General features: G+C 39.0%; 22 protein-coding genes and 1 pseudogene. 14 read left to right on the plus strand and 9 right to left on the minus strand.

Features of this window, described 5'->3' with window-relative positions:
- Window positions 1-240: 240 nt before the first annotated feature.
- The 3 genes from KV40_RS12880 to KV40_RS12890 form a co-directional block, all read right to left on the minus strand.
- On the minus strand, window positions 241-1,452 hold the full coding sequence (locus KV40_RS12880) for a 4-hydroxy-3-methylbut-2-enyl diphosphate reductase (RefSeq protein ID WP_036481989.1): 1,212 nt from the start codon (window positions 1,450-1,452) through the stop codon (window positions 241-243).
- Window positions 1,453-1,524: 72 nt separating this feature from the next.
- Window positions 1,525-3,024 carry a hypothetical protein gene (locus tag KV40_RS12885; protein ID WP_036481992.1) on the minus strand — a complete coding sequence of 500 codons (1,500 nt, stop codon included), beginning with the start codon at window positions 3,022-3,024 and terminating at the stop codon, window positions 1,525-1,527.
- 34 nt (window positions 3,025-3,058) lie between these two features.
- Window positions 3,059-3,712, minus strand: a complete 654-nt coding sequence (locus tag KV40_RS12890) for a TetR/AcrR family transcriptional regulator (RefSeq protein ID WP_036481994.1) — start codon at window positions 3,710-3,712, stop codon at window positions 3,059-3,061.
- Between the two features lie 207 nt (window positions 3,713-3,919).
- Here KV40_RS12890 and KV40_RS12895 point away from each other — a divergent pair, with 207 nt between their 5' ends.
- Complete coding sequence (locus KV40_RS12895) at window positions 3,920-5,458, plus strand: pitrilysin family protein (protein WP_036481997.1); 1,539 nt, start codon at window positions 3,920-3,922, stop codon at window positions 5,456-5,458.
- A 62-nt stretch (window positions 5,459-5,520) separates the two neighbouring features.
- On the opposite strand, the gene ilvC is transcribed toward KV40_RS12895, so the two are convergent.
- Window positions 5,521-6,516: a ketol-acid reductoisomerase gene (gene ilvC, locus KV40_RS12900; RefSeq protein WP_036482000.1), complete on the minus strand. Its 996-nt coding sequence runs from the start codon at window positions 6,514-6,516 to the stop codon at window positions 5,521-5,523.
- A 319-nt stretch (window positions 6,517-6,835) separates the two neighbouring features.
- Here ilvC and KV40_RS12905 point away from each other — a divergent pair, with 319 nt between their 5' ends.
- The 3 genes from KV40_RS12905 to KV40_RS36205 all read left to right on the plus strand — a co-directional run bounded on the left by KV40_RS12905 (window position 6,836) and on the right by KV40_RS36205 (window position 8,389).
- Window positions 6,836-7,363 (plus strand): universal stress protein, encoded by a 528-nt coding sequence (locus KV40_RS12905; RefSeq protein ID WP_036482002.1) that lies wholly within the window; start codon window positions 6,836-6,838, stop codon window positions 7,361-7,363.
- A 225-nt stretch (window positions 7,364-7,588) separates the two neighbouring features.
- Complete coding sequence (locus tag KV40_RS12910) at window positions 7,589-8,122, plus strand: pentapeptide repeat-containing protein (protein ID WP_036482005.1); 534 nt, start codon at window positions 7,589-7,591, stop codon at window positions 8,120-8,122.
- A 63-nt stretch (window positions 8,123-8,185) separates the two neighbouring features.
- On the plus strand, window positions 8,186-8,389 hold the full coding sequence (locus tag KV40_RS36205) for a hypothetical protein (protein ID WP_216595606.1): 204 nt from the start codon (window positions 8,186-8,188) through the stop codon (window positions 8,387-8,389).
- 169 nt (window positions 8,390-8,558) lie between these two features.
- Here KV40_RS36205 and KV40_RS12915 read toward each other — a convergent pair.
- A pseudogene (locus KV40_RS12915) lies at window positions 8,559-9,563 on the minus strand (TraB/GumN family protein).
- Between the two features lie 267 nt (window positions 9,564-9,830).
- Between KV40_RS12915 and alaS the strand changes: the two are divergent.
- Window positions 9,831-12,473: an alanine--tRNA ligase gene (gene alaS, locus KV40_RS12925; protein ID WP_036482014.1), complete on the plus strand. Its 2,643-nt coding sequence runs from the start codon at window positions 9,831-9,833 to the stop codon at window positions 12,471-12,473.
- Window positions 12,474-12,500: 27 nt separating this feature from the next.
- On the opposite strand, the gene KV40_RS12930 is transcribed toward alaS, so the two are convergent.
- Complete coding sequence (locus KV40_RS12930) at window positions 12,501-12,692, minus strand: hypothetical protein (protein ID WP_036482016.1); 192 nt, start codon at window positions 12,690-12,692, stop codon at window positions 12,501-12,503.
- A 443-nt stretch (window positions 12,693-13,135) separates the two neighbouring features.
- Between KV40_RS12930 and KV40_RS32150 the strand changes: the two genes are divergently transcribed.
- The gene (locus KV40_RS32150) at window positions 13,136-13,576 is read left to right on the plus strand and encodes a pentapeptide repeat-containing protein (protein WP_052055611.1); all 441 of its coding nucleotides are present in this window, start codon (window positions 13,136-13,138) and stop codon (window positions 13,574-13,576) included.
- A gap of 33 nt (window positions 13,577-13,609) precedes the next feature.
- On the opposite strand, the gene pyk is transcribed toward KV40_RS32150, so the two are convergent.
- Window positions 13,610-15,049, minus strand: coding sequence for a pyruvate kinase (pyk, locus tag KV40_RS12940; RefSeq protein ID WP_036482018.1), 1,440 nt, complete (start codon window positions 15,047-15,049; stop codon window positions 13,610-13,612).
- 168 nt (window positions 15,050-15,217) lie between these two features.
- Here pyk and KV40_RS12945 point away from each other — a divergent pair, with 168 nt between their 5' ends.
- Window positions 15,218-15,694 carry a Tic20 family protein gene (locus KV40_RS12945; RefSeq protein WP_036482020.1) on the plus strand — a complete coding sequence of 159 codons (477 nt, stop codon included), beginning with the start codon at window positions 15,218-15,220 and terminating at the stop codon, window positions 15,692-15,694.
- 9 nt (window positions 15,695-15,703) lie between these two features.
- On the opposite strand, the gene KV40_RS12950 is transcribed toward KV40_RS12945, so the two are convergent.
- Complete coding sequence (locus KV40_RS12950) at window positions 15,704-16,924, minus strand: acetate/propionate family kinase (protein WP_036482022.1); 1,221 nt, start codon at window positions 16,922-16,924, stop codon at window positions 15,704-15,706.
- Window positions 16,925-17,156: 232 nt separating this feature from the next.
- On the opposite strand from KV40_RS12950, the gene KV40_RS12955 reads away from it, so the two are divergent.
- Both KV40_RS12955 and KV40_RS12960 read left to right on the plus strand, forming a co-directional pair.
- Window positions 17,157-18,257 carry a calcium/sodium antiporter gene (locus KV40_RS12955; RefSeq protein ID WP_036482023.1) on the plus strand — a complete coding sequence of 367 codons (1,101 nt, stop codon included), beginning with the start codon at window positions 17,157-17,159 and terminating at the stop codon, window positions 18,255-18,257.
- Between the two features lie 386 nt (window positions 18,258-18,643).
- Window positions 18,644-19,711 (plus strand): hypothetical protein, encoded by a 1,068-nt coding sequence (locus KV40_RS12960; protein WP_156114029.1) that lies wholly within the window; start codon window positions 18,644-18,646, stop codon window positions 19,709-19,711.
- 72 nt (window positions 19,712-19,783) lie between these two features.
- Here the strand turns inward: KV40_RS12960 and KV40_RS12965 are convergent, their stop codons facing one another.
- A complete protein-coding gene (locus KV40_RS12965) occupies window positions 19,784-20,968 on the minus strand; it encodes a hypothetical protein (protein WP_036482027.1) in 1,185 nt (394 codons plus the stop codon).
- Between the two features lie 277 nt (window positions 20,969-21,245).
- Here KV40_RS12965 and pstC point away from each other — a divergent pair, with 277 nt between their 5' ends.
- The 5 genes from pstC (at window position 21,246) to KV40_RS12990 (ending at window position 25,828) form a co-directional block, all read left to right on the plus strand.
- Window positions 21,246-22,136, plus strand: coding sequence for a phosphate ABC transporter permease subunit PstC (gene pstC, locus KV40_RS12970; RefSeq protein ID WP_036482030.1), 891 nt, complete (start codon window positions 21,246-21,248; stop codon window positions 22,134-22,136).
- 27 nt (window positions 22,137-22,163) lie between these two features.
- Complete coding sequence (gene pstA, locus KV40_RS12975; RefSeq protein WP_036482032.1) at window positions 22,164-23,063, plus strand: phosphate ABC transporter permease PstA; 900 nt, start codon at window positions 22,164-22,166, stop codon at window positions 23,061-23,063.
- A gap of 202 nt (window positions 23,064-23,265) precedes the next feature.
- The gene (locus KV40_RS12980; RefSeq protein ID WP_036482034.1) at window positions 23,266-23,769 is read left to right on the plus strand and encodes a DUF4385 domain-containing protein; all 504 of its coding nucleotides are present in this window, start codon (window positions 23,266-23,268) and stop codon (window positions 23,767-23,769) included.
- A 140-nt stretch (window positions 23,770-23,909) separates the two neighbouring features.
- On the plus strand, window positions 23,910-24,329 hold the full coding sequence (locus tag KV40_RS12985) for a TrkA family potassium uptake protein (RefSeq protein WP_036482036.1): 420 nt from the start codon (window positions 23,910-23,912) through the stop codon (window positions 24,327-24,329).
- Entirely contained in the window at window positions 24,326-25,828 is a 1,503-nt protein-coding gene (locus tag KV40_RS12990; RefSeq protein ID WP_036482038.1) for a TrkH family potassium uptake protein, read from the plus strand. Before KV40_RS12985 ends, KV40_RS12990 begins: the two co-directional genes overlap by 4 nt.
- Window positions 25,829-26,037 lie beyond the last annotated feature (209 nt).

Genomic DNA, 26,037 nt, shown 5'->3' on the forward strand with positions numbered 1-26,037 from the left:
GCAGTAGATTTACATGGTGGAGCGATCGCTATGGAAACTCAATTAGGACAAGGAACTACTTTTACCGTTGTTCTGCCTCATTTGACAAATTAATATCTGACCTTAAGCAGTACGTACCGAAAATTGGGGTTGTTGGTTGTTTGTTATTATATTAGTTGAATACCTACTAACCAATAACTATTAACCACTACCCGCTAATTACAAATTGATGAGCGCGTAACATCAGTTAACAAGTACTTGCTAACTACTAACAGCTACTTGCGACTTTAGTTTGAATATTTTTTCAATTGCCTCCTCTACTACTCTATCTGGTGTTGAAGCCCCAGAAGTAATTCCCACAGTAATTTTGCCTTCAGGCAACCAGTCGCGTGCTACTTCAATTTCTTTTCCTAAAGGCTTATGTTCGAGATGGATGCGGTCGAGTATTCGATCTACACTGTCGATATGATAAGAAGTAATACCGTGTTCGATCGCAATTTCTTGGAGATGGGTGGTGTTAGAAGAATTAAAACCGCCAATGACTAACATTAAAGTTAAGTCTTCTTTGACTAAATTAAGAATCGCATCCTGTCTTTCTTGAGTAGCATCGCAGATAGTATTAAAACTCATAAAATGCTCGTTTAACTCGGTAGGACCATATTTCTTCAGCATGGTCTGCTCGAATAACTTTCCAATTTGCTCGGTTTCGCTTTTAAGCATAGTAGTTTGATTGGCAATTCCTACCTGTTGCAAATCTCGGTCGGGATCGAAGCCTGAAGAGTGTGCATTAGCAAATTTAGCTAAAAATTCGGCTTTATCTCCCCCATGCAGAATATAGTTAGCGACATACTCTGCCTGCTCTAAATTTAAAACTACTAAATAGCAGTCGGCAAAAGAAGTAGTGGCAATAGTTTCTTCATGAGCGTATTTACCGTGAACGATCGAAGTGTAGTTGCGTTTTTTATGTTTTTCTACTGAAGTCCAAACTTTAGATACCCAAGGACAGGTAGTATCGACGATCTTACAACCCTTGCGATCGAGCAACTGCATTTCCTGTACGCTCGCCCCAAAAGCGGGTAAAATGACCACATCACCCGAACCTACTACTGAAAAATCTTTTTCTCCGTTTACCACTTCAATAAAGCCAACGTTCATATCCCGCAAACGTTGATTGACTGAGGGGTTATGAATAATTTCGTTAGTAATCCAAATCTTTTCGTTGGGAAAATGCTGGCGCGTTTCATAAGCCATAGCTACAGCGCGTTCTACACCCCAGCAAAAACCAAAAGCTTCAGCCAGCCTGATAGTTACGTCTCCTCGCTCTAGTCTATAGTAAGAATCGCGAATGGTCTGAATTAAACTACTTTGATACTCGCTATTCATTACCCCCGCAATTTCTGCTTCTTTGCCAAACCCGCGACGGTGATAGTTTTCAGATTTTTGTAGAGAACGTTTAAAAGCTTTGGTATCCATTTATTAAAGGCAATAAGATTTTCATTACTAGGATAATTTTAAGCCAAGTTCAGTTAATAAACAGAATTGACGCTAATTTTGCACGATCTTACGAATACTTCTAGTTTGTTCCAAGATATCTTCCACATCCTCGGCTGAGAGACGTTCGACGTAATTAATTTTAATTTCTTCGAGTAGATCTATTAGTAAAAACTCAATTTTATCCAAACTTGCTTGAGCTTGAAGTTCGGAAGTAAAAGTTTTATTGATGTTGACAAGTAAGCTGTCTAACAGACGCTCGAACTGTTTGTCTTCTTGTAATACTCCCTGTAACGCACTACTAAAAGCAGAATATGTCTGGGACACCAACTGTTGACTGAGGTTGGTTACGGCTCTCTCTCCTCCTGGAAGCCTTTTAATACCGCGATAGGCAGAACTTTGTTCTAAAGCCTTCTGTACACTGTATTGCATTAATGTCTCTGCTTCGGGCTGAATGGCAGGTAAGACTCTTTCGGCAATTACTTTAGCTAGAATTCTAACAATTTCGGCAAGTTCGTTAGTGTTATTAATATCTACATAGGTATTTGCAGGCGATCGCGATAAAATTTTAGCAATATCTCCCTGACGAATTGAAGTTTGTATTTGACCGATTAAACGAATAAATACAACTTCAGTAACGTCTTCGGCAATTCCTGCCACTAAACCCTGACTGGCTTGTCTTTGAATAGCATCGAGATTAATAATTTTAGCTTGATTGAGACGAATAGTTACGGGAATAATTCTCAACCATCGCCAAAAAGGAATTAAAAAGAATAGATCGTACCATCGCCACAGCATGGCATCAAGCCAACTAACTCCAGTGCGACGACGACTGATAAACAAAGTACGAATTAAAAATTCTAAACCAAAAATAACCCCAAACGGAAAATCTATAAAACCGAAGTAGTCAACATAGCCGCCATTTTCGCTGAGATAACGGTAGTAGTTTCTGGCAAATAATGGCTGAATTTCTGTATCGAAAAAGCTTAGTTCTTCGGCTACTTTGCCTTCTAAATGATTAACGCTCCAAAATTGCCAAAAAGCCTGTTTGGCAGATTGACTGGTATTGGGAAGATGCTGGCGCATTCTGTTTTTAATTTGTTCGAGAATACCCGATTTACCAGCTTCAGCAAAGGGATCGCTGTCAATAATCTCAAGGCTGCGACGGCGTAAATCTCCCAGTATGTTGGTAACATTTTTAGAAGTAACCTCACTACCTTGGGCTAACTCTTGCTTTAACCGTTCTACTAGAGCTAAGTATTGTTCTGTATCGCGATTGGCAACTATGCCTTTAACCTGGTCGTATTGCGTGACCGACTGCGAAATAGAAGGAGGAAGCAAATCTACTTCAATTCCCTCTAATTCAAAATATGCAGTTTTAATATCGCCAATACTAACTCGACCCGAATACCAAAAGTCTCTTAAAGGTATATAAGTTAAGTTAAAAATAACTAACAATAGGTTGATGACAGCAATAAAAGCCATCAAGCGTTCAAACCATAAATTTTTGCGACGGCGTTTAACTTTAGTTTTGGTATTTCTAACAATAGTCACGCTTTTTCAGTTATCAATTATCAATTATCAATTATCAGTTATCGACTGCTTTTTCCCGCGCTAAAACTCCATTTAAAAAGATATCAGAAATGCCTTCTGCCATTTCTTGAAGTGCTTGGGGAGAAGCATCGGGTTCGATAATGGTTTGGTTGGAGAAACCCGCGATCGCAAAAATGCCTAAAAATACTTGAGCCACTACTTTAGGGTTCATTTGGCGATAAATTCCTTTATTCATCGCCGTTTCAAAAAAGGCTTCGGCTACATCGGTCATTTTGGCGATCGTTTCTGTTTGAATGCGTTCTCTTAAATCGGGATGGTATTGAGCTTCGATAAAGCAAACCCTTAATAAGTTACTATTTTTACGCATATTAAACATTCTACGACGCATGACTTGCGATATCGCTTTATAGCTACCCATTTCGCTTAATTCGGTGAGCAAGTCCGTTAAAATTTCTACCCATCCAGAAGTGGCAACTTCAATTAAAATTGCTTTTTTGTTGGGAAAGTGACGAAATAAAGTGCCTTCAGCTACTCCTGCGCGCTGTGCCAAGTCTTTGGTAGTCGTGCCTTCATAGCCTTTGTGGGCAAATAATACTAACGCAGCTTTTAAAATGCGAGTACGAGTGTCTGCTTCAGTATTTGCAGGTTTTCGTGCCTCTTTCCAGGTACGCTGAGAAAAAACTTGCATAATAGTAAGGTAACGAGCAACTGAGTATGATAACGAGCGTAAATCGCGCTCTGACGGATTATGTCGAGCGTAGATTTATTCTCTTACAAGTAAACCCCGATCTCGGTGCTTCTTTACACATTGTCATCAAATCTTAATGACAACCATTTTAGTTAGGCTATGGTTTATTGGATCTATCGATAATTTTTATTGACAACATAATTAATTATGGTTTTTTGGCAGAAAAAGCAGATTTGTATATTTATTGCGGCGATCGCTTTATTTTGGAGTTTCTCTAGTAATGCTTATGCTAGAGAAACCAAACCTCCACAAAATAGTTCGATTCAGCCCTATTTAGAAAGAGTAATCGATCGCATTAGTGAATTTACTCTCGATAACGGTATGAAGTTTATCGTTTTAGAAAATCACGACGCGCCAGTAGTTTCTTTTGTTACCTATGCCGATGTTGGTGGTGTGGACGAACCAAATGGCAAAACGGGAGTGGCTCACTTTTTGGAACATTTGGCGTTTAAAGGCACTGAAGAAATTGGTACTACTAATTATCAAGCAGAAAAGAAATTACTTAAAAAGTTAGATCGTTTATTTGCTCGCATTGAGGTAGCAGAAGCTAAGGAAGACGCAGCCAAGATCGAGCAACTAACGCAACAGTTTATCGAAACACAGGCAGCCGCCAGCGAGTATGTCAAGCAAAATGAATATGGCAAAATTGTCGATACGGCAGGTGGTGTCGGTTTAAATGCAGCAACTTCTGCTGACTATACTAGTTATTTTTATAGCTTTCCTGCCAACAAGTTGGAGCTTTGGATGTCTCTAGAGTCGGAAAGATTTCTCGAACCCGTATTTCGTGAATTTTATAAAGAAAAGCAGGTGATTTTAGAAGAAAGACGGATGCGTACCGATAATTCGCCAATTGGTAAAATGATTGAAGCTTTTTTAGATGCGGCTTATACAACTCACCCTTACAAACGTCCTGTAATTGGCTATCGAGAAGACTTATTAAATTTAACCAGAAAAGATGTCGATCGCTTTTTCGATACCTATTACGCACCTAATAATTTAACTGTTGCGATCGCAGGTGATGTCGATCCCGAGCGAGTTAAAGAGTTAGCCGAAGTCTATTTTGGACGCTTTAAAACTAGCTCTGCACCGAATCCCGTAACGGCAGTGGAACCGACTCAGGAAGAAACTAGAGAAGTAACTGTCAAATTTCCTTCCCAACCTTGGTATCTAGAAGGCTACCACATACCCGCCCTAACTCATCCCGACTATCCCGTATACGAAGTTATTGGCGAACTACTCAGCAGTGGCAGAACTTCCAGACTCTATCAATCTTTGGTAGAACAAAAACAAGTAGCTCTTTCGGCTGAAGGGTTTGCTGGTTTTCCAGGCAATAAATACCCCAATCTACTCTTAGTATACGCTTTAGTTGCACCTAATAAAAGCGTTGAAGATGTGGCAATAGCACTCAACGAGGAAATCGAACGGCTAAAAAATGAACCCGTAACGACAGTTGAATTAGAACGAGTAAAAACGCAGCTAAAAGCTAGCTTGCTACGCAGTCTTGATTCTAATTTAGGAATGGCAAACATTTTAGCCGAATACGAAGCCAAAACGGGAAGTTGGCGCAATGTTTTTGATGAGTTGAAAAAGCTTGAAAAAATTACTCCCAAAGATATTCAGCGTGTAGCGCAGGCTACATTCGTTCCTGAAAATCGTACTATCGGGCGGTTGTTGCCTTCTGGTTAAAAACAAAGGGGGCGATTCGCGTTGGCGTAAGCCTTCTCGCGAGAGTATCGCCCCTACAGGTATTATTTTTGTTTCAACCAACTAAAGTGAGCGCGTACGTCTTTACCTACTTCTTCAATAGGATGAGCGGCTTCTTGACGGCGCATAGCGGTAAATCCTGGTTTGCCAGCCTGATTTTCTAAGACAAATTCGCGGGCAAATTGACCAGACTGAATTTCTTTAAGAATTTGGCGCATTTCGGCGCGCGTTTGTTCGTTAACGACACGATTGCCGCGAGTATAATCGCCATATTCGGCAGTGTTAGAAATACTATCGCGCATTTTTTCCAAGCCACCTTCAACGATTAAATCGACGATTAACTTTACTTCGTGCAGACATTCAAAATAAGCTAGTTCTGGCTGATAACCTGCCTCGATCAAAGTTTCAAAACCAGTTTTAATTAAGGCACTCAAACCACCGCAGAGAACTGCCTGTTCGCCAAACAAATCGGTTTCGGTTTCTTCTCTAAAAGAAGTTTCTAAAATCCCAGCGCGAGTACCACCAATACCTCTAGCATAAGCCATAGCGCGATCGCGTGCCTGTCCCGAAGCATCTTGATAGATAGCAAATAAACAGGGTACACCTTGTCCTTGTTCGTAGGTGCGTCTGACTAAATGTCCAGGTCCTTTAGGGGCAACCATAAATACATCTACGGTTTCGGGGGGAACAATTTGTCCAAAGTGTATATTAAAGCCGTGAGCAAATGCTAAAGCCTTACCTTGAGTTAAGTGTGGTGCAATTTCGTTAGTGTAAACCTGCTTCTGTACCTCATCGGGCAACAGAATCATAATTACATCTGCTGTTCGTGCGGCATCGTCTACGTTTTTAACTGTCAATCCTGCTGCTTCAGCTTTAGGTTTGGACTTGCTACCAGCATATAAGCCAACGATTACATTTACGCCACTATCTTTGAGGTTGAGAGCGTGGGCATGTCCTTGGGAACCATAACCAATAATCGCCACGGTTTTATCTTTAAATAAATCTAAATTAGCATCTTCGTCATAATACATCCGCGCCATAACTATTTCTCCTAAAACACTCTATATCTCGTAGGGTCATTATAATTTTTCTGAAGCGATCGCGATAGACAATAGCTTTGAAGGTAGCTATAGTTTTTTTCTATAGCTAAAGTAGGGCGATCGCTTTGTCTTCTCAGGGAAACTCTACAATACAACACTTACTATATATCTTCACAAGTTCTTCAATTTAATCCTATATAAAAAAAACATTAGCTCAGACAAGTATCTGTAATTGGTTAGCAAAACATCGTTATTTGTGTATATGTTTTTATAAACGAAATTGAGCTACCAAGCGAGAGCATAACCAGAGGTATTGGAAATGACCAAAAAAATTTTAGTAGCCGTAGATATTTCTGAAAGAGATCGATCTGTCCTTAATACAGCAGTCTCTTTAGCCAAAAGTATGGAAGCTTCACTAATGCTGTTGCATATTTTGACTGAAGACGAAGCAGGCTACCCTATATTACCAACTTATGCTTATTATCCTCTGATAAACGACCGCAATTATGAGCTTTATCAACAAAAACTAGAAGAATACAAACAGTGGGGAATCGATTTTTTACAAAATTTGACAGAAGAGGCAATAGCGGCAGGAGTTAAAACAGAATACACCCAACTTACTGGCAATCCAGGACGAACTATCTGTGAAATAGCTGATAACTGGTCGGCAGATTTGATTTTAGTCGGTAGCCGAGGCTTAAAAGGACTTAAAGAAATATTTCTTGGCAGCGTTAGTAATTACGTTACCCACTATGCACCTTGTTCGGTATTAATCGTCCGTAGAACTAAAGAAGAGCGAGACAATTTAGATGCTGCTGGCGCAACAGAACGACAAAATGTCTATTAATTTAATTTGTAAAGATAATCATCGTTCCCGTTCTTCACACAAACCTCAAGTTTTATTTGTAGAATATCCGAGCATAAAGTAATCGATTTTAACTTTGTATTTCGGACAAAACTAAAAAATAATTTTGTGGTTTTATTTTGCTGTAAATAGCTTACTAAAAAGTGAATTATTCTACTTTTGTCTGACAAAAGCAAGCGAGATATTAGTAGTATAAACAGAGGGATTATGAAAACTTCACAACTACTTCGTCAATACAGATACGGAATATTAGATTTTAAAGGTGCAAATCTACACTCTGCTAATCTTAAAGCTGTCAATCTTACGCGAATTAATTTAACACAAGCAGATTTAAGTGAAGCAGACTTGAGTAATACAGATTTGAGCGGTGCTTGTTTGCAACAGGCTAACTTAACCAATGCCGATCTGAATAATGCTAGTTTGGTAGGTGTAAATTTATCGGAAGCCAACTTAATTGGTGCCGACTTAGAAAATACCAATCTTAGAGGTGCCGATTTAAGCGGCGTAGATTTACGTTGTGCTAATCTACAACAAGCAGACTTACGCAGTGCCAATCTAACAGATGCCGATCTGAGTGGTGCAGACTTAACTAATGCCGATCTGACCGATGCTAAACTTGCTGGCACCGATCTTTCCGTAGCAAAAACTCAAGGTACTAATTTAAATCGCTTAAGTTGGGATGAAGGTGAAAGAAAACAAGAACATACTTCTCACCATTGGGTGACTTGGTCGGGAAAATAAACAAATGTTTCTAATAAGCAATCGAATATATTTTAAATTGAGCGATCGCATGTACGTATTTAAGTGCGATCGTTCTTTTATTTAATCGAACTCGATGATGTTACCGCGTATCCTAATGTAGATTATCTATTTATAGCGATCTCAGAGTATAAAATGGACAATATTCGTAAAGAGCGATCGCCAAACAACATTCGCCTATATATTATCAATAATCCCCTATCTTGGCATCAAGACCAATTGCATTTCGATAATCCATCCAAATGGTAGTAGGGGCGATTCGCGTTGGCGTAAGCCTTCTCGTAAGAGTATCGCCCCTACCGATAATACTGTTTTTTTTGCACGATAATCAAAATTATAGATCATGGCGCGATCGTGCTTTCATTAATGCTGTAAACATTTATATTTTCTTATTCTACCAAAATATCAATTTTTATATTTATTCTTCCGTCAAGCGAAAATCATTATGAAATCTTCTTATTTTGTATCCTTTTTGTTTTAATAATTGAATAATACTTTGTTCTCCTACCAAATGTCCTGCGCCAACTACCACTAAACTGTCTTGTTCTTATTTTAAAAATTGTTCTATTTTTGGTATCCAATTACGATTTCTAGCAAATAATAAAGATTCGCAGGTGTTAGCATCTTTTTTACACCAATCATTAATAGAAGCCTCTATATGCTCTGTATTTCCTGCATCTATATTACTAATCAGTAAGTCTAATTCTGAAGTATCTAGTAATCCTTCATAAGCAGGTTTTGACTGAATTATTGAGTTTACAGCAGCTAGAGTTGTTTCTAAATCCATAGAAATAAATAAATCTATAATTTTTTCTATTTGATAGTTTATAGTCTCTAAACCTGTAATTGTTTTGTTTGTAGACTGAGATTTTTTGGCAATCATCGGATCTAAACCACATTCAGAGCTATATCCCGTTTGTGTTTGAGTTGTCTGTGACATTTGAGTTGACCAATACATCCACATGAAAACCCATGGTTTTAAATAGGAAATTTTTTCGATAGGCAATTCAAAAGCTTCTGTTTTCTGCTTCAGAAGCTCATAAGTTTTAGGATCTAAAATTTCTTTCAAACTTTCACTAGTATCGTTAGGAATACCTCGATCGTAAATTAATTTTTTTAAAGTCTCTTGTATTTTCGGTTGTAAATCGGGATCTTGTATTGAATCTAGTTCAAAAACTACTGTTTCAGCATCACTAAAAGCGTGTTCAAAAGCTGGCGATTGCAACTGACAATTTTTGCCTATATGATAAGTTCCCAAAATATAAGTACTATAAAGACTTCCAGGTTTTGGATCGACTCTCCAGAGTAAAAGCTTTTGTTCTTCTATTGGTGTTTCATTTGCCAAACAAGGAGCTATTAAAAAGTTAGTAATAATAAAAGGAAAAATACTTACAAAACCAAATATTTTTTTGAAACTTATCATTTTTATAAATAAATAATCAAATATATTATATTGAAGATGGATATCTTACTACATAGTATTCTTGCCAAAATAATAGCCGCAATAAGATAGAGTTAACTTTTATCAAAGCTTTTAAAAATAGTCTTTCGGCTTTATATTTTCTTAAATCATCATTTTTTTTAGAAAAATTTAAAATATTTTGATTGGCGTTTGTCATTGCGCCAGACCCATACATCACCAAAAATGCAAGAATAAACATATAAACCGAATTGCATTAAACAAACTACTATGGCTGACTCTCTTACATATCTAAGCGGTAGCCAGATCCGCGATAAGTTCCTCAAGTTTTATGAGGAGAGACAACACAAAATCTTACCCAGTGCTTCGCTAGTACCAGAAGATCCAACGGTACTACTAACCATTGCGGGGATGCTACCATTTAAACCAATATTTTTAGGACAGCAAAAAGCACCTCAACCACGCGCTACTACTTCTCAAAAATGTATCCGCACCAACGATATAGAAAATGTTGGACGTACCGCCAGACATCATACCTTTTTTGAAATGTTGGGTAATTTTAGCTTTGGCGATTATTTTAAAGAACAGGCTATAGAATGGGCGTGGGAACTGTCTACCCAAGTTTATAAGCTGCCTCCAGAACGTATTATTCCCAGCGTATTTAAAGATGACGATGAAGCTTTTGCTATTTGGCGTGACAAAATAGGTATTCCCGAACATCGCATTCAGCGTATGGGAGAAGAAGATAATTACTGGAAATCTGGTGTCACTGGACCTTGTGGACCCTGTTCGGAATTGTACTATGATTTTCATCTAGAATTGGGAGATGAGAATATAGACTTAGAAGACGACAGCAGGTTTATCGAATTCTATAACTTAGTGTTCATGCAGTTTAATCAAGATGCAGCAGGAAATCGTACGCCGCTAGAAAACCAAAACATCGATACGGGTTTGGGTTTGGAAAGGATGGCGCAAATCCTGCAACAAGTACCTAATAATTATGAAACCGATTTAATTTTTCCAATTATCAAAACTGCGGTTGAGATTGCAGGTATAGATTATGCTACAGCCGATGATAAAACTAAAATCTCGTTCAAAGTAATTGGCGACCATGTTCGGGCTGTAGCACATCTAATTGCTGATGGTGTGACTGCTTCTAATGTAGGTCGAGGATATATCTTGCGCCGCTTGATCCGTCGCGTAGTGCGTCATGGCAGATTAGTTGGTATTGAAGGTAATTTTATCAATAAAGTTGCTGAAACTGCGATCGCGTTATCGGAATCGGCTTATCCTAATGTTAGAGAACGAGAAGAGTTTATAAAAAACCAGCTACAGACAGAAGAATCACAGTTCTTAAAGACATTAGAAAGAGGTGAAAAGCTGCTGGCTGAAATTATTGCCAAGGCTGCCAATCTTTCGGAAAGCAAAATTTCTGGTAAAGATGCTTTCGATCTTTACGACACCTATGGTTTCCCTTTAGAACTTACCGAAGAAATCGCCGAAGAACAGGGTTTAACTGTCGATGTTGAAGGCTTTGAACGAGAAATGGAGTCACAAAAACTTCGTTCTAAAGATGCCCATGAAACTATAGATCTTACGGCTAAAAATGCTTTGGGTGAATTGGCAAAAGACAGTACCACCGAGTTTTTAGGCTATAGCAAACTAACTGCCAAATCTGTAGCTACGGGAATTATTGTCAATGGCGAACAGGCAGAATTTGCTAAAGCAGGAGATGAAATTCAGATCGTTCTCAATGAAACTCCTTTCTATGCCGAGTCTGGGGGACAAATTGGCGATAAAGGCTATCTTTCTGGCGATGATGTCTTAATTCGCGTTGAAGATGTGCAAAAAGAAGCAAATATCTTCGTTCACTTTGGTAAGGTCGATCGCGGTACTATCTCTTTAGGTGATACGGTTAGCGCAACTATCGATCGCGCCTGTCGTCGTCGCGCCCAAGCCAATCATACTGCAACTCACTTATTACAAGCGGCTTTAAAGAAAATAGTTGATGATTCTATTTCTCAAGCAGGTTCTTTAGTAGACTTCGATCGCCTTAGATTTGATTTTAACTGTCCCCGTGCCTTAACAGCAGAAGAAATTCGGCAGGTAGAAGACTTAGTTAATACTTGGATCTCCGAGGCACACGAAGCCGACGTTAATATTATGCCTTTAGAAGAAGCCAAAGCTAAAGGGGCGATCGCTATGTTTGGGGAGAAATATGCCGACAATGTGAGAGTGATCGATTTCCCTGGGGTGTCGATGGAACTTTGCGGCGGTACTCACGTGCATAATACTGCCGAAATTGGCGTATTTAAAATTATCTCGGAAACGGGTATTTCTTCTGGTGTCAGAAGGATTGAAGCTGTTGCAGGTGCGGCTATTTTAGACTATTTAAATGTACGAGACAAAGTAGTCAAAGAATTGAGCGATCGCTTTAAAATTAAACCCGAAGAAATTAGCAATCGTGTTAACAGTTTGCAAGCCGAACTAAAAGCTACTCAAAAAGAATTAGAAGCGGCAAAACAAGAACTGGCGATCGCTAAGTCTGATAGTTTATTATCTCAAGCCGAAACTGTCGGCGAGTATAAAGTTTTAGTGGCAAATATGGGCGAACTAGACGCTAAATCCTTACAGTCAGCTGCAGAAAGATTGCAGCAAAAATTGGGCGAAGCAACCGTAGTTTTAGGTTCAATTCCTGCTGAGAGTAAAGTAAGTTTGGTTGCTGCTTTTAGTCAGCAAGTTATCAAAGAGAAAAAACTACAGGCAGGTAAATTCATCGGTGGCATTGCCAAAATCTGCGGTGGTGGCGGCGGTGGCAGACCGAATTTGGCACAGGCTGGCGGAAGGGATGCAAGTAAATTAGATGAGGCTTTGGATGCGGCGAAGCAGCAACTGATTGAAGGGTTGAGTTAGGTTTTAAAAGGTGGGAATCAACCCACCTTAATCTAAGCGCTCTATTCCACTTTTTACTGCACCAACAACTATACCGACAATTAAACATACTAAAAAACCTATAAAAACATACAACATGGCGTAAATATCATAAGAAATAAAATCTGGTTTTCCAGAAGTAATAATATAAATAATGCATGCAACAAGCGGGCCAGCTACCGCTCCAAGCAGATCTCCCAAAAGTCCTCCAAAAAAAATAAAGAAATAGAAATATATTAATACTTTGTCGTATATTTTTTCTTTAAAATAAAGCTATAGTTGCGAATAAAACTCCAGTTATTACCGACAAAACAACTGTTGCTAAAATTAATATTTTTAATAAATTCATAACTGAATAACAAAAATGACGCGATCGCAACATTTATTTTCACAAATGCTACTATATTAAAACTTTAATAGAAAATAAATGGCTGTGTTGTCTGGTTAAAGCTTATAAAATGATGCCTTCATTTTAACTGCATATTTTACGGATCGGATTAAAAAAAGACTGATTATAAAATAGTATTAAAGATTTTGTATCAAAAAGATTATATTTTTATAAAATCCTACAAAAGTTGCATATAAAACTACTAACACTAGTAACAATGATAATAACAGATCGATAAAAATCTTTTTTTATTTTCATGAATTTTAAATTATTAAGTGCAGCGACATGTTTATTTGTTTTTGGAGCAACAATTCCTGTACTTAGTGCTGACGAACGAGAACTATCAAATTTTAAACTGACTCATGAATGTGTTGAGTGCAACCTTAATGAAACTAGTATTAAAAGTGGCAATCTAAGAGATGCAGATTTACAAAGGGCTAATTTACTTAATGCTAATTTTAGTGACTCAGATTTGAGTAATGCTAATTTTCAAAATGCTAATTTGAGAAGTGCGAACTTTAAAAATTCAGATTTGAGTAATGCTAACTTTAGCAATGCTAATGTAACTGGAGCATATTTTTGTGGCGCAAATTTAAACGGAGTTATCTGGGAAGGAGTCATTCATAGTAGATCTACACAATGCCTTCCAGATGAGGCTATTAATTACATTTCACAAGATAATCTCGTTCATCAATGAACAGTGAACAATAAGAGTTTAGCTGCCAGAATGTTAATTGCTCATTGGTGAATCGCCGATTGTATGAATTTTAAGAAAATTTGTACCTTTAGGTTTTCTGGTGGGAATGCCACCCATAATTAAAACGAGATCGCCTGTTGTAGCCAAATTGCGCTCGCGCAACTGGGTTTCAGTTAATTGGACTAGCTGTTCAAAAGTTTCTGTCTGATGTTCGACATGAATTGGTTCGATACCCCAAATTAAGTTAAGGCGATGATAGACCTTGATATTTGGTGTAAAAGCAACGACAGGAACTCTAGGTCGCTCTCCAGAAGCGATTAAAGCTGTATAGCCCGTAGTAGTAAAAGTTGCGATACAGCGTAACTTGAGGGTTTTATCGATCGCGTTGAGTGCTTCGCTGAGGGCATGAGTTTCGTCAGATTGGGCAGGTGGATTGTTGACATAATCAAATTTTGGTTCGATACTGGCGGCAATTTTTGCTAGCATCCGTACGGCTTTAACGGGATATTTACCAACGGCTGATTCTCCAGAAAGCATTACTGCATCCGTACCATCAACAATTGCATTAGCAACATCACTAGCTTCAGCGCGAGTAGGACGAGGATTGTCAATCATGCTGTCTAGCATTTGAGTAGCAGTAATCACGGGGATGTTTCTAAGATTACAGTTACGAATTATATCTTTTTGTAGAGCAGGCACTTTTTCGGGACTCATTTCTACGCCCAAGTCGCCTCGCGCCACCATCAAACCATCGCATTCAGTCAAAATTTCTGCTAAATTAGCGATCGCCTGGGGCTTTTCAATTTTTGCCATCACGGGTATATCGCTTCTGCCTTTAGTAGCTAAAAATTGCTTGAGGATGCGAATATCTTCTCCCCGACGCACAAAGCTCAATGATATCCAGTCTATATCTTGAGATAAACCAAATTCCAAATCTCGTTTATCTTTCTCGGTCATTGAGGGCAGACTCAGATTTAATCCAGGAAGATTGACTCCTTTACGGCTTTTGAGAATACCTCCTTCAACTACCTGACAGACTACTTTGTTATCTTCTACTGACTCTACTACCAACTCTAGTAACCCATCATCTAGCAGAATCTGAGCTTCAGGTTCTGCTTCCTTTGCTAAAAAGGGATAATCGATCGCGATGGTATCTGGTTGTTCGTCGTATTCCTCTAGAGAAACTAAAGTTACTTTCGTTCCCTCCTGTAAAAACATAGAACCATGTGGTAACTGAGCGACACGAATTTTTGGACCTTGTAAGTCTTGGAGAATAGTAATTGAAGTTTTTAATTCTACCGATACCGATCGCAATAAAGATACCATTTTGGCATGCTCTTCGTAGCTACCGTGAGAAAAATTAAGTCTGGCAACATTCATTCCCGCTAACACCATCGATCTAATTATTTCAGGCGAACTACTAGCAGGTCCAATTGTTGCCACGATTTTGGTACGGCGGTCTAGTTTCATCATTCTTGTTTAACTAGCTTGGCAAAAAAAAAGTTCTAAGTTTGGCTCGTCTGAATATTACACTTAGCGATCGCGAAGGTTATTCATAACTCTTAAATATAGCTTTAGTCGTTACTGTTTCCTTATTTTTAACGATAAACTAAAAATGTATCTTGACTTTATAAAAACACTATGGCAAATCCCGAAACTGATGCAAAAGGTCGCTTTTTTGCGGCACTTGTGTATATACTTCCTTTAATCTATGCTTTACCTTTTGGATTATTGTTATTAAAACAATTTCCTTTCTTAGGAATTATTTACACTCCTATTGCTCCTTTACTTACCATTTACTATACTTTGCCATTTGCAGGATTGATAATTTTCTTTGCTTTATGGTTTGCAGTAGTTAGAAATTCCAATATTGACTATTTCATTCGCTTTAATACCATGCAGGTAATCATGCTGGATATTATCTTGATTGTCTGTAGCTTGATTATGAATATTTTGAGTTCTGGTTTTGGCGGACAAAGTTTGATAACCGAAACTCTTAACAACACCATTTTTATTGGTACTGTAGTTATCAGTTTCTATGGCATTATTCAATCAGCACGGGGTTCTTATGCTGAAATTCCCGCTCTTTCGGAGGCAGTTTCCTCGCAGATTCGCTAAGAGATAATTCTAAGATCGCTTCTGTTGGAAAAGCTGCCAACATTCAGAAGCGATCGCCCAATCTTCGTTAGTCGGTATAGTTAAGATCCGTACTTTTGAATCACAGGCAGCCATATCTTCCTCCATAATTTCCTCTTTATTTTTAGCTTTATTCAGCTTCAAACCCATATATTCAAAACCATGACAGGCTTTCTCTCTTATTAATACCTGATGTTCTCCGACTCCTGCCGTAAACACCAATACATCCAAACCTTGCAGAGAGGCAGCCATTGCCGCAATCCCCTTACGTAGGTAGTGAATATAGACATCGACGGCTAATTCAGCTCGCTCGTTATTTTCGTCAATTGCCTTGAAAATTTGGCGCAAATCGTTAGAAATTCCCGATACCCCTTTTAAACCCGATTCTTTATTTAACAAGGTATTGAGGCGATCGCGATCGTAATCTTCTTTCTGCATCAAATAAATCAAAATTGCAGGATCGATCGAGCCGCTACGAGTACCCATCATCAAGCCTTCTAGGGGAGTAAAACCCATTGTGGTATCGATACTGACTCCGTTGGCAATTGCGGCTAGAGAACAACCATTACCCAAATGACAGGTAATAATTTTTAGTTCTTCCAAAGGCTTATTAAGTATTTGTGCTGCCCGATGACCGCAGTAGCGATGGCTGGTGCCGTGAAAGCCATAGCGGCGAATGCCTCGTTCGTAAAATTTATAGGGCAGGGGATAAACTTTGGCTTTTAAGGGCATCTGAGAGTGAAATGCCGTGTCGAATACTGCTACTTGAGGAATATCACCTAGTTTGGCTTCTATCGCTTCAATTCCTTTTAAATGTGCGGGGTTGTGTTCTGGTGCGAGGGGAATTAGCTGCGCGATCGCTTCTTTAACTTCGGGAGTAATTCTGGTAGCTTGGGAATAGTCTGCACCACCATGAACTACTCGATGTCCGACTACATCTATTTCTGTCAGAGTGTTAATAACTTTGGTATCTCCCTGAGTTAGAGTATCCAACATTTGGGCGATCGCTTCAAGCTCGTCTCTCGACTCTAGCTCGATCTCTTTGTTAGTCCTATCGGTTTCAATTTCTAACTTCCCTCCCGAATCATCACCAGACCAATCGATTTTTCCTTCCCACATTGGTTTGGGCGGTGTTGTTGGTAGCTCATCTTGTAGCTGATAGAGACAGCTTTTTTGAGTGCTAGAACCAGGATTTAATACTAAAATTTTCACGGTAGAACTTAAATTACTATCAGCAGTCTAGTTAAATGTTAGTTCTAAAAATTATTCTAGTAGTAGAGGAAGCTTTTAGAGTAGCGAGTAGCACGTCAAAATAATATATTTATTACTTATTACTCTCTACTTCCCTTTTGCCTGTTGCCTCTTCTATACTTTCTACTTCCTGCTTCCTACTTTCTAATTCTATAGCCTGATAATATCAATTAAACCCTTGTTCTACGTTTTTATGAATCTGACAACGATTTTATTATTAGTATGTGGATTTGTACTGTTAGTATTCGGTGCGGAATTTTTAGTTAAAGGAGCATCGAGACTGGCAATAATCTTGCGAATCCCTCCCCTAATAATTGGACTAACTATCGTTGCTTATGGTACGAGTGCGCCAGAAATGGCAGTAAGTATTATTGCTAGTTTTGCAGGGCAATCAGATATTGCGATCGGTAATGCTCTAGGCAGTAATATTTGTAACATTTTATTGATTCTCGGCTTGTCTGCTTTAGTAGCACCTCTCATAGTTAACCGACAGGTAATTCGTTCTGATGTACCGATTATGATCGGGGTGACAGTTTTATTACTTCTGTTTGGGCTTGATGGTGAGCTTGGCAGAATGGACGGTATTATTTTGTTTATTGGTGCTTTACTCTACACTTTTTCGTTAATTTACCAGAGTCGCAAACAAAAAGATTTAGAAGCAGACGAATTTACCCGCGAATATGGTTTGCCTAGCGATAATTCTATTTTTACCTGGTTGAAAAATTTAGCTTATATTATTGGTGGCTCGGCGTTATTGGTATTTGGGTCTCGTTTGTTAGTAGACTCGGCTACTAGCATCGCTAGAGATTTTGGAGTTAGCGAATTAGTAATTGGCTTGACAATTATCTCTTTTGGCACGTCTCTACCAGAACTAGCTACCTCAGTGATGGCTAGTTTTCGTGGCGAACGAGATATTGCTGTAGGTAATGTTTTAGGCAGCAATATTTTTAATATTCTGGCAGTTTTAGGAGTAGCAGGCATAGTTGCACCCAATGGCATTGAAGTTGCAGAAACGGTAATTGAAGTCAATGCTCCTGTGGCGATCGCGGTATCCTTTGCTTGTTTGCCCATCTTCTATTCTGGCTATCGGCTCGATCGCTGGGAGGGTTTATTATTTATCCTTTATTACCTTGCATACATTGGTTATTTAGTTATGGATGCCACCAATTATGAAGGCTTGCCAGTGTACAGAATTGTCATGCTGGCTTTTGTAATTCCCATAACCGTAATTACCCTGGTTACAATCGCCATTAGACAAAAGCAGTCTAGCCGCAGGCGTAAAAGAACTCGTTAACTTAATATATAGCGTTCCTATTTTATTTTTGAACTAAACAATAAAGAAAGGCAAAAGGCAAAAGGCAGCAGAAATTTTTTCATGAATCATTTAGGATTGCTATAAGTCTTTTTACTGATATTCAGTACTTATACTGTTAAACATTAGACAAAAATATTTAGATCGAATAAATAATTTACTAAAAAATTGAAGTTTATTTTTAGTTTGGTGAAAGCAATTAGATAGAATAATAAAGTTTAATAAATTTTCCGCGATCGTACCCATGACTATTACTCTAAGAGGCAAGTTACGATATTTAGTTATCTGATGGCGATAGATAAATTATTTAGCTAAAAGCTCTTAATTAAATTTCCGTCGAAAAAATTTAAATATTAGAAAAACTAGTTATGATGCGAAAATATTATTCTCTTAGAAAACTTGCTAGTTATGGTTTGGCAGCTTCTTTAACTAGTATTATTGTTGGTCAAGCACAGCGAGTTCAGGCAATAAATTTAAAGTTCGATTATACGTATGATACAAATGACTTTTTCAACGATACGCGCAAAGCTACCTTAGAAGAAGCTGCTACTTATTTTGAACCTCTAACGGACAATTTAGACGCAATAACCGACGAAGATAGCAATCTAACGGATATAGGAGCTACGGGAGCTTATTATGATACAGGGGAAGTGGATGGGGAAGGAAATCCAATTTACGAAGAAATTATTAACACTTGGACAGCAAATTTCGATCATCCTAGTGTAAATGATTTTACTCAAACTATAGACAATTTAACCGTTGCTGAAGATACATTAAAAATTTATGTTGGCGCAAAGAACCTTAGTAGCTTAGGACAAGGAGGGCCTGGTGGATTTGGTGCTAGTGGATTGGGCGACTTTGTTAATACAGTAAAAGCAAGAGGTCAAACTGGTGCTCTTGAAACAACACCTACTGATTTTGGTACTTGGGGAGGCTCGATTAGTTTTGATAATAATTTAACTAGTGGTTGGTCTTGGAACGACAACTTTGAAGATCCTCTTGAAGAATATGAATACGATTTTTTATCGGTAGCAATTCACGAAATTGGTCATCTTATGGGGGTTGGTACCACTTCTTCTTGGACTACTAATGTTTCTGGAACTGAATTTATTGGACCTAAATCCGTGCAAACTTATGGTAGTAATGTTCCTCTTACTTCAGATGGTGGACATTGGGCAGAGGGAACGCAAAGTTACGTCAATGGTGCGTCTCAAGAAGCAGCAATGGATCCGACTATTAATAGTGTAAATAATCTCGGTCAGCGCAAAGTATTTACCGATCTTGATTATGCAGGGTTAGCCGATGTAGGTTGGCAGACAGAAGCAGTTAGTGCTCAGGTTCCCTTTGAATTTTCTCCTGGTATGGGTATCGTTTTAGTATCGGGAATTTTTGGTGCTAAAAAAGGTTTACAAGAATTGAAAAAACGCAAAAATTAGACGAAGGAAGAAGTAGGAAAGAAGGAGGAAGAAGTTTTTTATTCTTCTTCCTTTTTTTAATCGCGTAGCGAGTTAAACTTCCGCTACTTTACTAGTTTGAGCATCGTAAACGGGATAGCGGAAAGTTGCTACTATGGGACTCTTTTCTGGCATCTCCTCTAGTTCTAAAATATAGACATCGCCACCCTGTAAAAAAGTACGCATCGCTGCATAGTCTAGTAAATCGATCGCGCCATCTCCAGGTTCTTCTACAAATTCAATTTTATTTGCCTGGGGATCGAATTTCCCCCACTTTTGAGCATTAGCAGCGATAAAGATAGTGTCTACCTGTCCGTTATAGGCAGCAGGCAAGATTTTTTCTATCTCTGTACCTGCTCGATCGGCAGCAAGTGATTCGTTAAATTGCGCGATCGCATCGTCGCGTTCTTGTTGTAAATGTGGTTCGATAATTGACCACGCCTGCTGATGCAAGTCTTCTGGTGAAGTATTTTCTGGGTTGCCTTCTATTCCTGCTTCTAACAAATTATTATAGGAATTCGTTTCATGATAGATAGGCAAGAGAAAATTAGCACCAGCTAGAACTAAAGGAACTTTGGCATCGTTGAGTAAATTTTGCATTCCTCGTTCGACTGCGATCAGAAAACGTCGAATTCCTTCTTTATCTTCAGTCGTGCCTACACCCTGACCATGATACGTAGGACTATTGCCACTACCGCCACCGCTATGATACTGTATCTGTTTTTCAGGATCGTCGTATTTTAAAGCTTCTTCTATACTGTCGGGTACGCCTGCGGGTAAGTCTATTTCTTTAATGCTGTAGTGATTGCCCTGAAAGAGCTTAACTTGATTTTGAGCTAATGCCAACAGGTAAAATCTACTGTTTCTGGTAATTACGGGTAGTAGCGGTTTGAGGTGTGGGCGATCGCTTACTACTACAAGTTCTTCAAAATTATAAGGTAAACGATAGTAGCGTAAATTGTTGGGTGCGATAAACACCGCCAAACCTTCATCTTGATGTTGCCAAAAATCGTAGTTATTTATTGTCTCTTTAGCTTCTTGCAAGATGTTGTTAGCATCATCCGATCGCATTTCCAAATCGTCTAATTGCTGTTCTGCCTCACTTATCAAATTTTTGAAGCGAATAGGATTTTGGCGAGTTTCGGCACCAGCTTTTTCGGCTGGCATATAGATACTGATGCAAGGTTCACTAGTTTCTGACAACAAATTTTCTAGTTCGGTTTTTGACAATAAGGTCATAAATATGCTGTTTCCTGATTTTTATGTTTTTTAAGGTTTTATGTGTATATTGCAAAACAATTTTTCTATGCTGACATCCTTCTTAAGTAAGGAAATTGATAAGAAACAGGCTCGTTATTAAAGTTACAGTTAAGTAAGATTTAGTTTTTTTAAGGCGATCGAGTTTTATGTAAGCTCGCTGTCGTTAACCTATACTTAATCTGAGTAGTGTAAATACTTACTCATAGCTAAAAAAATTAAAGTTAAAATAATAAATTTTTGAATATTACACAATTCTATGAATAATAATAGAAAAATTGGACGCACTCCTATGATGGAGAGGTCTTTAGACAGTACTTTTTATCGAGCGGCACAAATATTTGCTCTGGCAGTGGCAGGAATTTTAATCTGGATTACCATTCAGGTTTTTTTACAAGCTATGCCTGCAATAAGTGAATTTGGCTGGAGATTTTTGTTTAGCAGCAGTTGGAATCCAGTTAATCAACAGTATGGAGTTTGGCCTGCAATATACGGTACGATTGTCAGTTCGGCGATCGCGCTATTGATTTCCGTTCCCATCGGCTTGGGAGTGGCAATTTTCCTGAGCGAAGACTATTTATCCCCCAAATTTCAACGGGTAATCGTGTTTTTAGTCGAGTTGTTAGCAGCCGTCCCTAGCGTGGTTTATGGTTTATGGGGTATTTTTGTCTTGATTCCTTTCCTAAAAAATATTAGTCCCTTAAGAGGTCCAGGGATGTTACCTGCGGCACTGATTTTATCAGTAATGATTTTACCAACCATAACTGCGATCGCTCGCGATGCAATTATTAACGTCGATATTGGTTTGCGTCAGGCAGCAGTTGGCTTGGGTGCAACTCGTTGGGAAGCAATCCTCAAAATTATTATTCCTGCGGCATCTTCTGGCATTATTGGCGGCATTATGCTGGCACTCGGACGCGCCTTGGGAGAAACCATGGCGGTAACGATGCTAATTGGTAACTCTAACAGAGTCAGCGTATCGGTTTTCGAGCCTTCTAATACCGTTTCTTCTCTACTCGCCAATCAGTTTGCCGAAGCCAGCGGCTTACAGGTATCGGCATTGATGTATGCAGCCTTGATTCTGTTTGTAATTACTTTAGTAGTTAACGTTTTGGCGCAGTTGATAGTCACTAGACTACAAAGAATTTAAATAAAGAATGATTATTTTTAGAAAATTATGACAACCGAATTTATCGATTCAAAATCCAGTTTCAATCCTGCTAGTCTCAAGCGCAATCCAAAATCTCCTCGCACTCTGTTTGGCTTGATTATGAGTTTTATTGCCGGGCTATTTACAGTGCTAGCATTAATACCTCTATTTATTATTTTGGCTTACCTGTTAACTAAGGGAGTTGCGTCACTACGTCCCTCAGTATTTACCGAACTACCACCACCACCACTAGTAGACGGCGGCGGTTTTGGTAATGCTGTGGTTGGTACCATAATTATGGTGGGAATTGGCGGCTTAATCAGCGTTCCTATTGGCATCATGGCAGCAATTTATCTATCTGAATTTAGCAGCGGTAAACTTGCAGAATGGATTCGTTTTGCTACCAATGTTTTGAGCGGCGTTCCTTCAATTATTATTGGGGTGTTTGCCTATGGTGTAATTGTTTTAACTACCAAAGCTTATTCGGCTTGGGCTGGAGGATTTGCCCTGGCAATTTTAATGCTGCCAATTATCGTTCGTACCACTGACGAATCTTTAAAACTCGTACCGCAAGATGTTCGTCAGGCAGCAGTGGGTGTGGGCGCAAACAAATATCAAACCATTCTTAAAGTAGTGTTGCCCGCAGCCATACCTGCAATTATTACAGGAATAACTCTAGCGGTAGCGAGAGCGGCAGGAGAAACAGCACCTTTACTATTTACGGCTTTATTTACTCAATTTTGGCCTAATTGGGATAATCTTTTGGTAGAACCTACCGCATCTTTGTCGGTATTGGTTTATAATTTTGCGATCGTTCCTTTTCAAAATCAACAGGAGTTAGCCTGGGCAGCGGCGTTTATTTTGGTGTTGTTGGTATTGGTTACTAGTGTTGTTTCGCGTATTGCGACTGCTCAGCGAACTTATTAGTTGCATGAATTAGGAGTGCGTAGTTTGTAGTTTGTAGTTTTAAAGCAGAGAATAATTATACTTCGTCGTTAGATTGGCGTTGGTTTCCATCGAATAACAACTAGGGCTATATTACTCATAGCTGTTGCCAAATTTACTTCGTTAGACTACAAACAGAGAATTTTTCGCGATCGCCCCGAATAGTTAAATTATTTTATCGAGCGTGTTTGATTACTCATTAGACTATAAAAATATAGATTTTCGCGATCGCCCCGATTTATATAGCATTGGAAAAGGGGAACAGGGAGTATTATTAGTAGAGCCCTATAAGTCAGAAATATTACCGCACTGGCGGTTTAAAAATCCTGAAATTGCTACCGAGTCAAGCGAAAAAATCTATCAGCTATTTTTAGAATATTTAGAAAAAGAAGATTTTGTCGGCGCGGATATGGCAAGAAAATTTTTGCAAATGGGCTACACGCGATCGCGCCGTTATGCCAATCACAAAAGCGGCAAAAAGTACCGCAGCAATCCTCAAAAAGCCGAATCAAAACAGGCAGAAAAAGCCGCCAGAAAAGAAATCTTACCCAACGATCCCGATCCAATTAAAGCTAAATCGGCAGAAATATTCAAAGCCAAATGGCAAGAGGCTAAAAACAATCCTGTATATCAGCAGCTTGCCGAACAGCACAGGCAAGAATACGAAGCCAAGACTGAAAAAGAATAATAGTTCTTTGTGGAAATAACTATAAAACATCAATAATTAATACATTTGTTTTATATACCCATAGCCACATAGAAAATTCAATTATGTATATGTACGATATTTACATAAACAACAGTATCCTGTCGATTTAAGAAAAATTTGTGTATTTTATTATTGTTGGCGGAGCCGCAGTTGCCCGCTATTTTGTTTCTATAGCAGTAGAAGAAGGACACCGAGTTACAGTAATTGAAAAAAATAAATCTCGCGCTCGGACTATTTTGCAACAGTACGATGTAAAAGTATTAAATGCCGATATCTCTCAAGGAGATATTTTAGATGAAGCAGAGGCAAAGCGTGCCGATGCTATTATTGCCACTACAGAAGACGACTCGGTTAATCTAATGGCAATGCTGTTGGGAAAAGAACGGGATGTCAAACATCTAGTTGCTATGGTGCAAAATCGCGAACACAAACAGATGTTTGAAAAACTTGGCGTTCGGGTTTTGACCGATCCAGAAATGATAATTGCCAAAAAGCTTTACAGTTTTGTTGGTGGCGATCGCCAAGATGATGCAAAATGAATCCAGCTGTTAAAACAATTCTGCGCGATCTCGGTTTATTTTTGCACATCCCAGGAGTAATGGCATTAATTTCGCTGCCTGTTTGTCTGGCGTGGGGCGAAACCTATGCCGTACGTCCTTTTGTTATCTGTGCGATCGCTTCTTTAGCAACTGGACAAATACTCTACCGTTGCTGTTGCTCTGCAAATGCTAGTCGTACACCCTACGCCATGATCACGGCGGCTCTCGGCTGGCTGATTTTACCCTTATTTGCTGCTATACCTCTAGTAGCGATCGCCAACGAACTGTCGATCGCACCAGGAACTTCGGCTACCATACTGCGGTTTAGCAACCCTTGGAACGCTATTTTTGAAGGAATGGCAGGATTTACCAGTGCTGGTTTGTCAATGGCACTACACTACGATGAACTACCACGTAGTATCCAGTGGTGGCGATCGCTAATGCAGTGGGTAGGCGGCGTGGGCGTAATTGTTTTGGTTATTTCCGTACTAGAACCAAGCACCAATCCCTATCAGCTTTACAATGCCGAAGCCAGACAAAAGAGAATTGGTCTAACTGTTGGGACTACAGTTAGGTATATTTGGTGGATTTACCTGCTTTATACTGTTTTTGCCATATTTTTATTGCGAATTGCGGGCATGTCCTGGTGGTCGGCACTCAATCATTCTTTTACTGCTATTTCTACAGGTGGCTTTAGCATTCGCGACGACAGTATTGGTGCTTATGGTGCTGCTGTCAAAATTGCCACGATGGTAGTAATGATTTTGGGGGCAATTAGTTTTCCTATACACTACAAACTAATATACAAACGTCGCTGGAAAGCCTTGGTAGAGGATAACCAACATCAAGCTTTATGGATTTTACTGGTGTTGGGAATAGTAGGTTTGTGGTTTTTAAATTATTTAGCTAATGCTCCAACCAGTCTGTTAGACACGATCTTTCAATGGGTTTCTGCTTTGACCACCACTGGTTTTAATACGGTACAAATCAAACCCTGGAACGAAGGAGCAAAGTTATTAATGGCGATCGCGATGATTATCGGTGGTGCGGCAGGTTCGACGACTGGAGGAATTAAGCTAAACCGCTTTGTGTTTTTGTTTAAAGCTGTTATTTGGCGTTTTCGCCTGATTGCTTTGTTACCTCACGAAATGATGCGCTATCGACTTGACGGGGAAATTGTCAAAGAAGCAGAAGCAAATCGTCGTATAGAAGCTGCGGCTGTTATTGCCTTTTTATGGATGGTTTTTTTGGCGATCGGCGTGTTGATTTTATCGCAGTTGCAGCTACCGCAATATACTCTTAGCGATACTATTTTTGAAACTGCTTCGGCTTTAGGTAGCGTTGGCTTATCTACAGGTATTACCCATCCCGATCTACCCTGGTTGGGTAAGTTGGTTCTCATCGTTCTAATGTGGATGGGACGCTTGGAAATTATTCCCGTATTGCTGCTTCTTTCTTTGCCAATTAAAACTATCTCTCAACGGGTTAAAAGTAATTAAATCTTTTTCTCGTAATTGTTTGTCTAGTTGTTTTAAGTTTTGTACCTTGTAAGCAAGAAATCGTGTAAACGACCGCTATTAATAAAATTAAATTAATTATTTGTGGAGAATTATAGTCATTCCAATTAATTTCCGTATGGTCAACTAGCTTGTTGTTAGTGGTTAGTAGTTAGAGGAGCCGCCGCATATGGCGACGTTGTTAGTAAGGT

The organism is Myxosarcina sp. GI1, assembly GCF_000756305.1.
GTDB lineage: Bacteria > Cyanobacteriota > Cyanobacteriia > Cyanobacteriales > Xenococcaceae > Myxosarcina.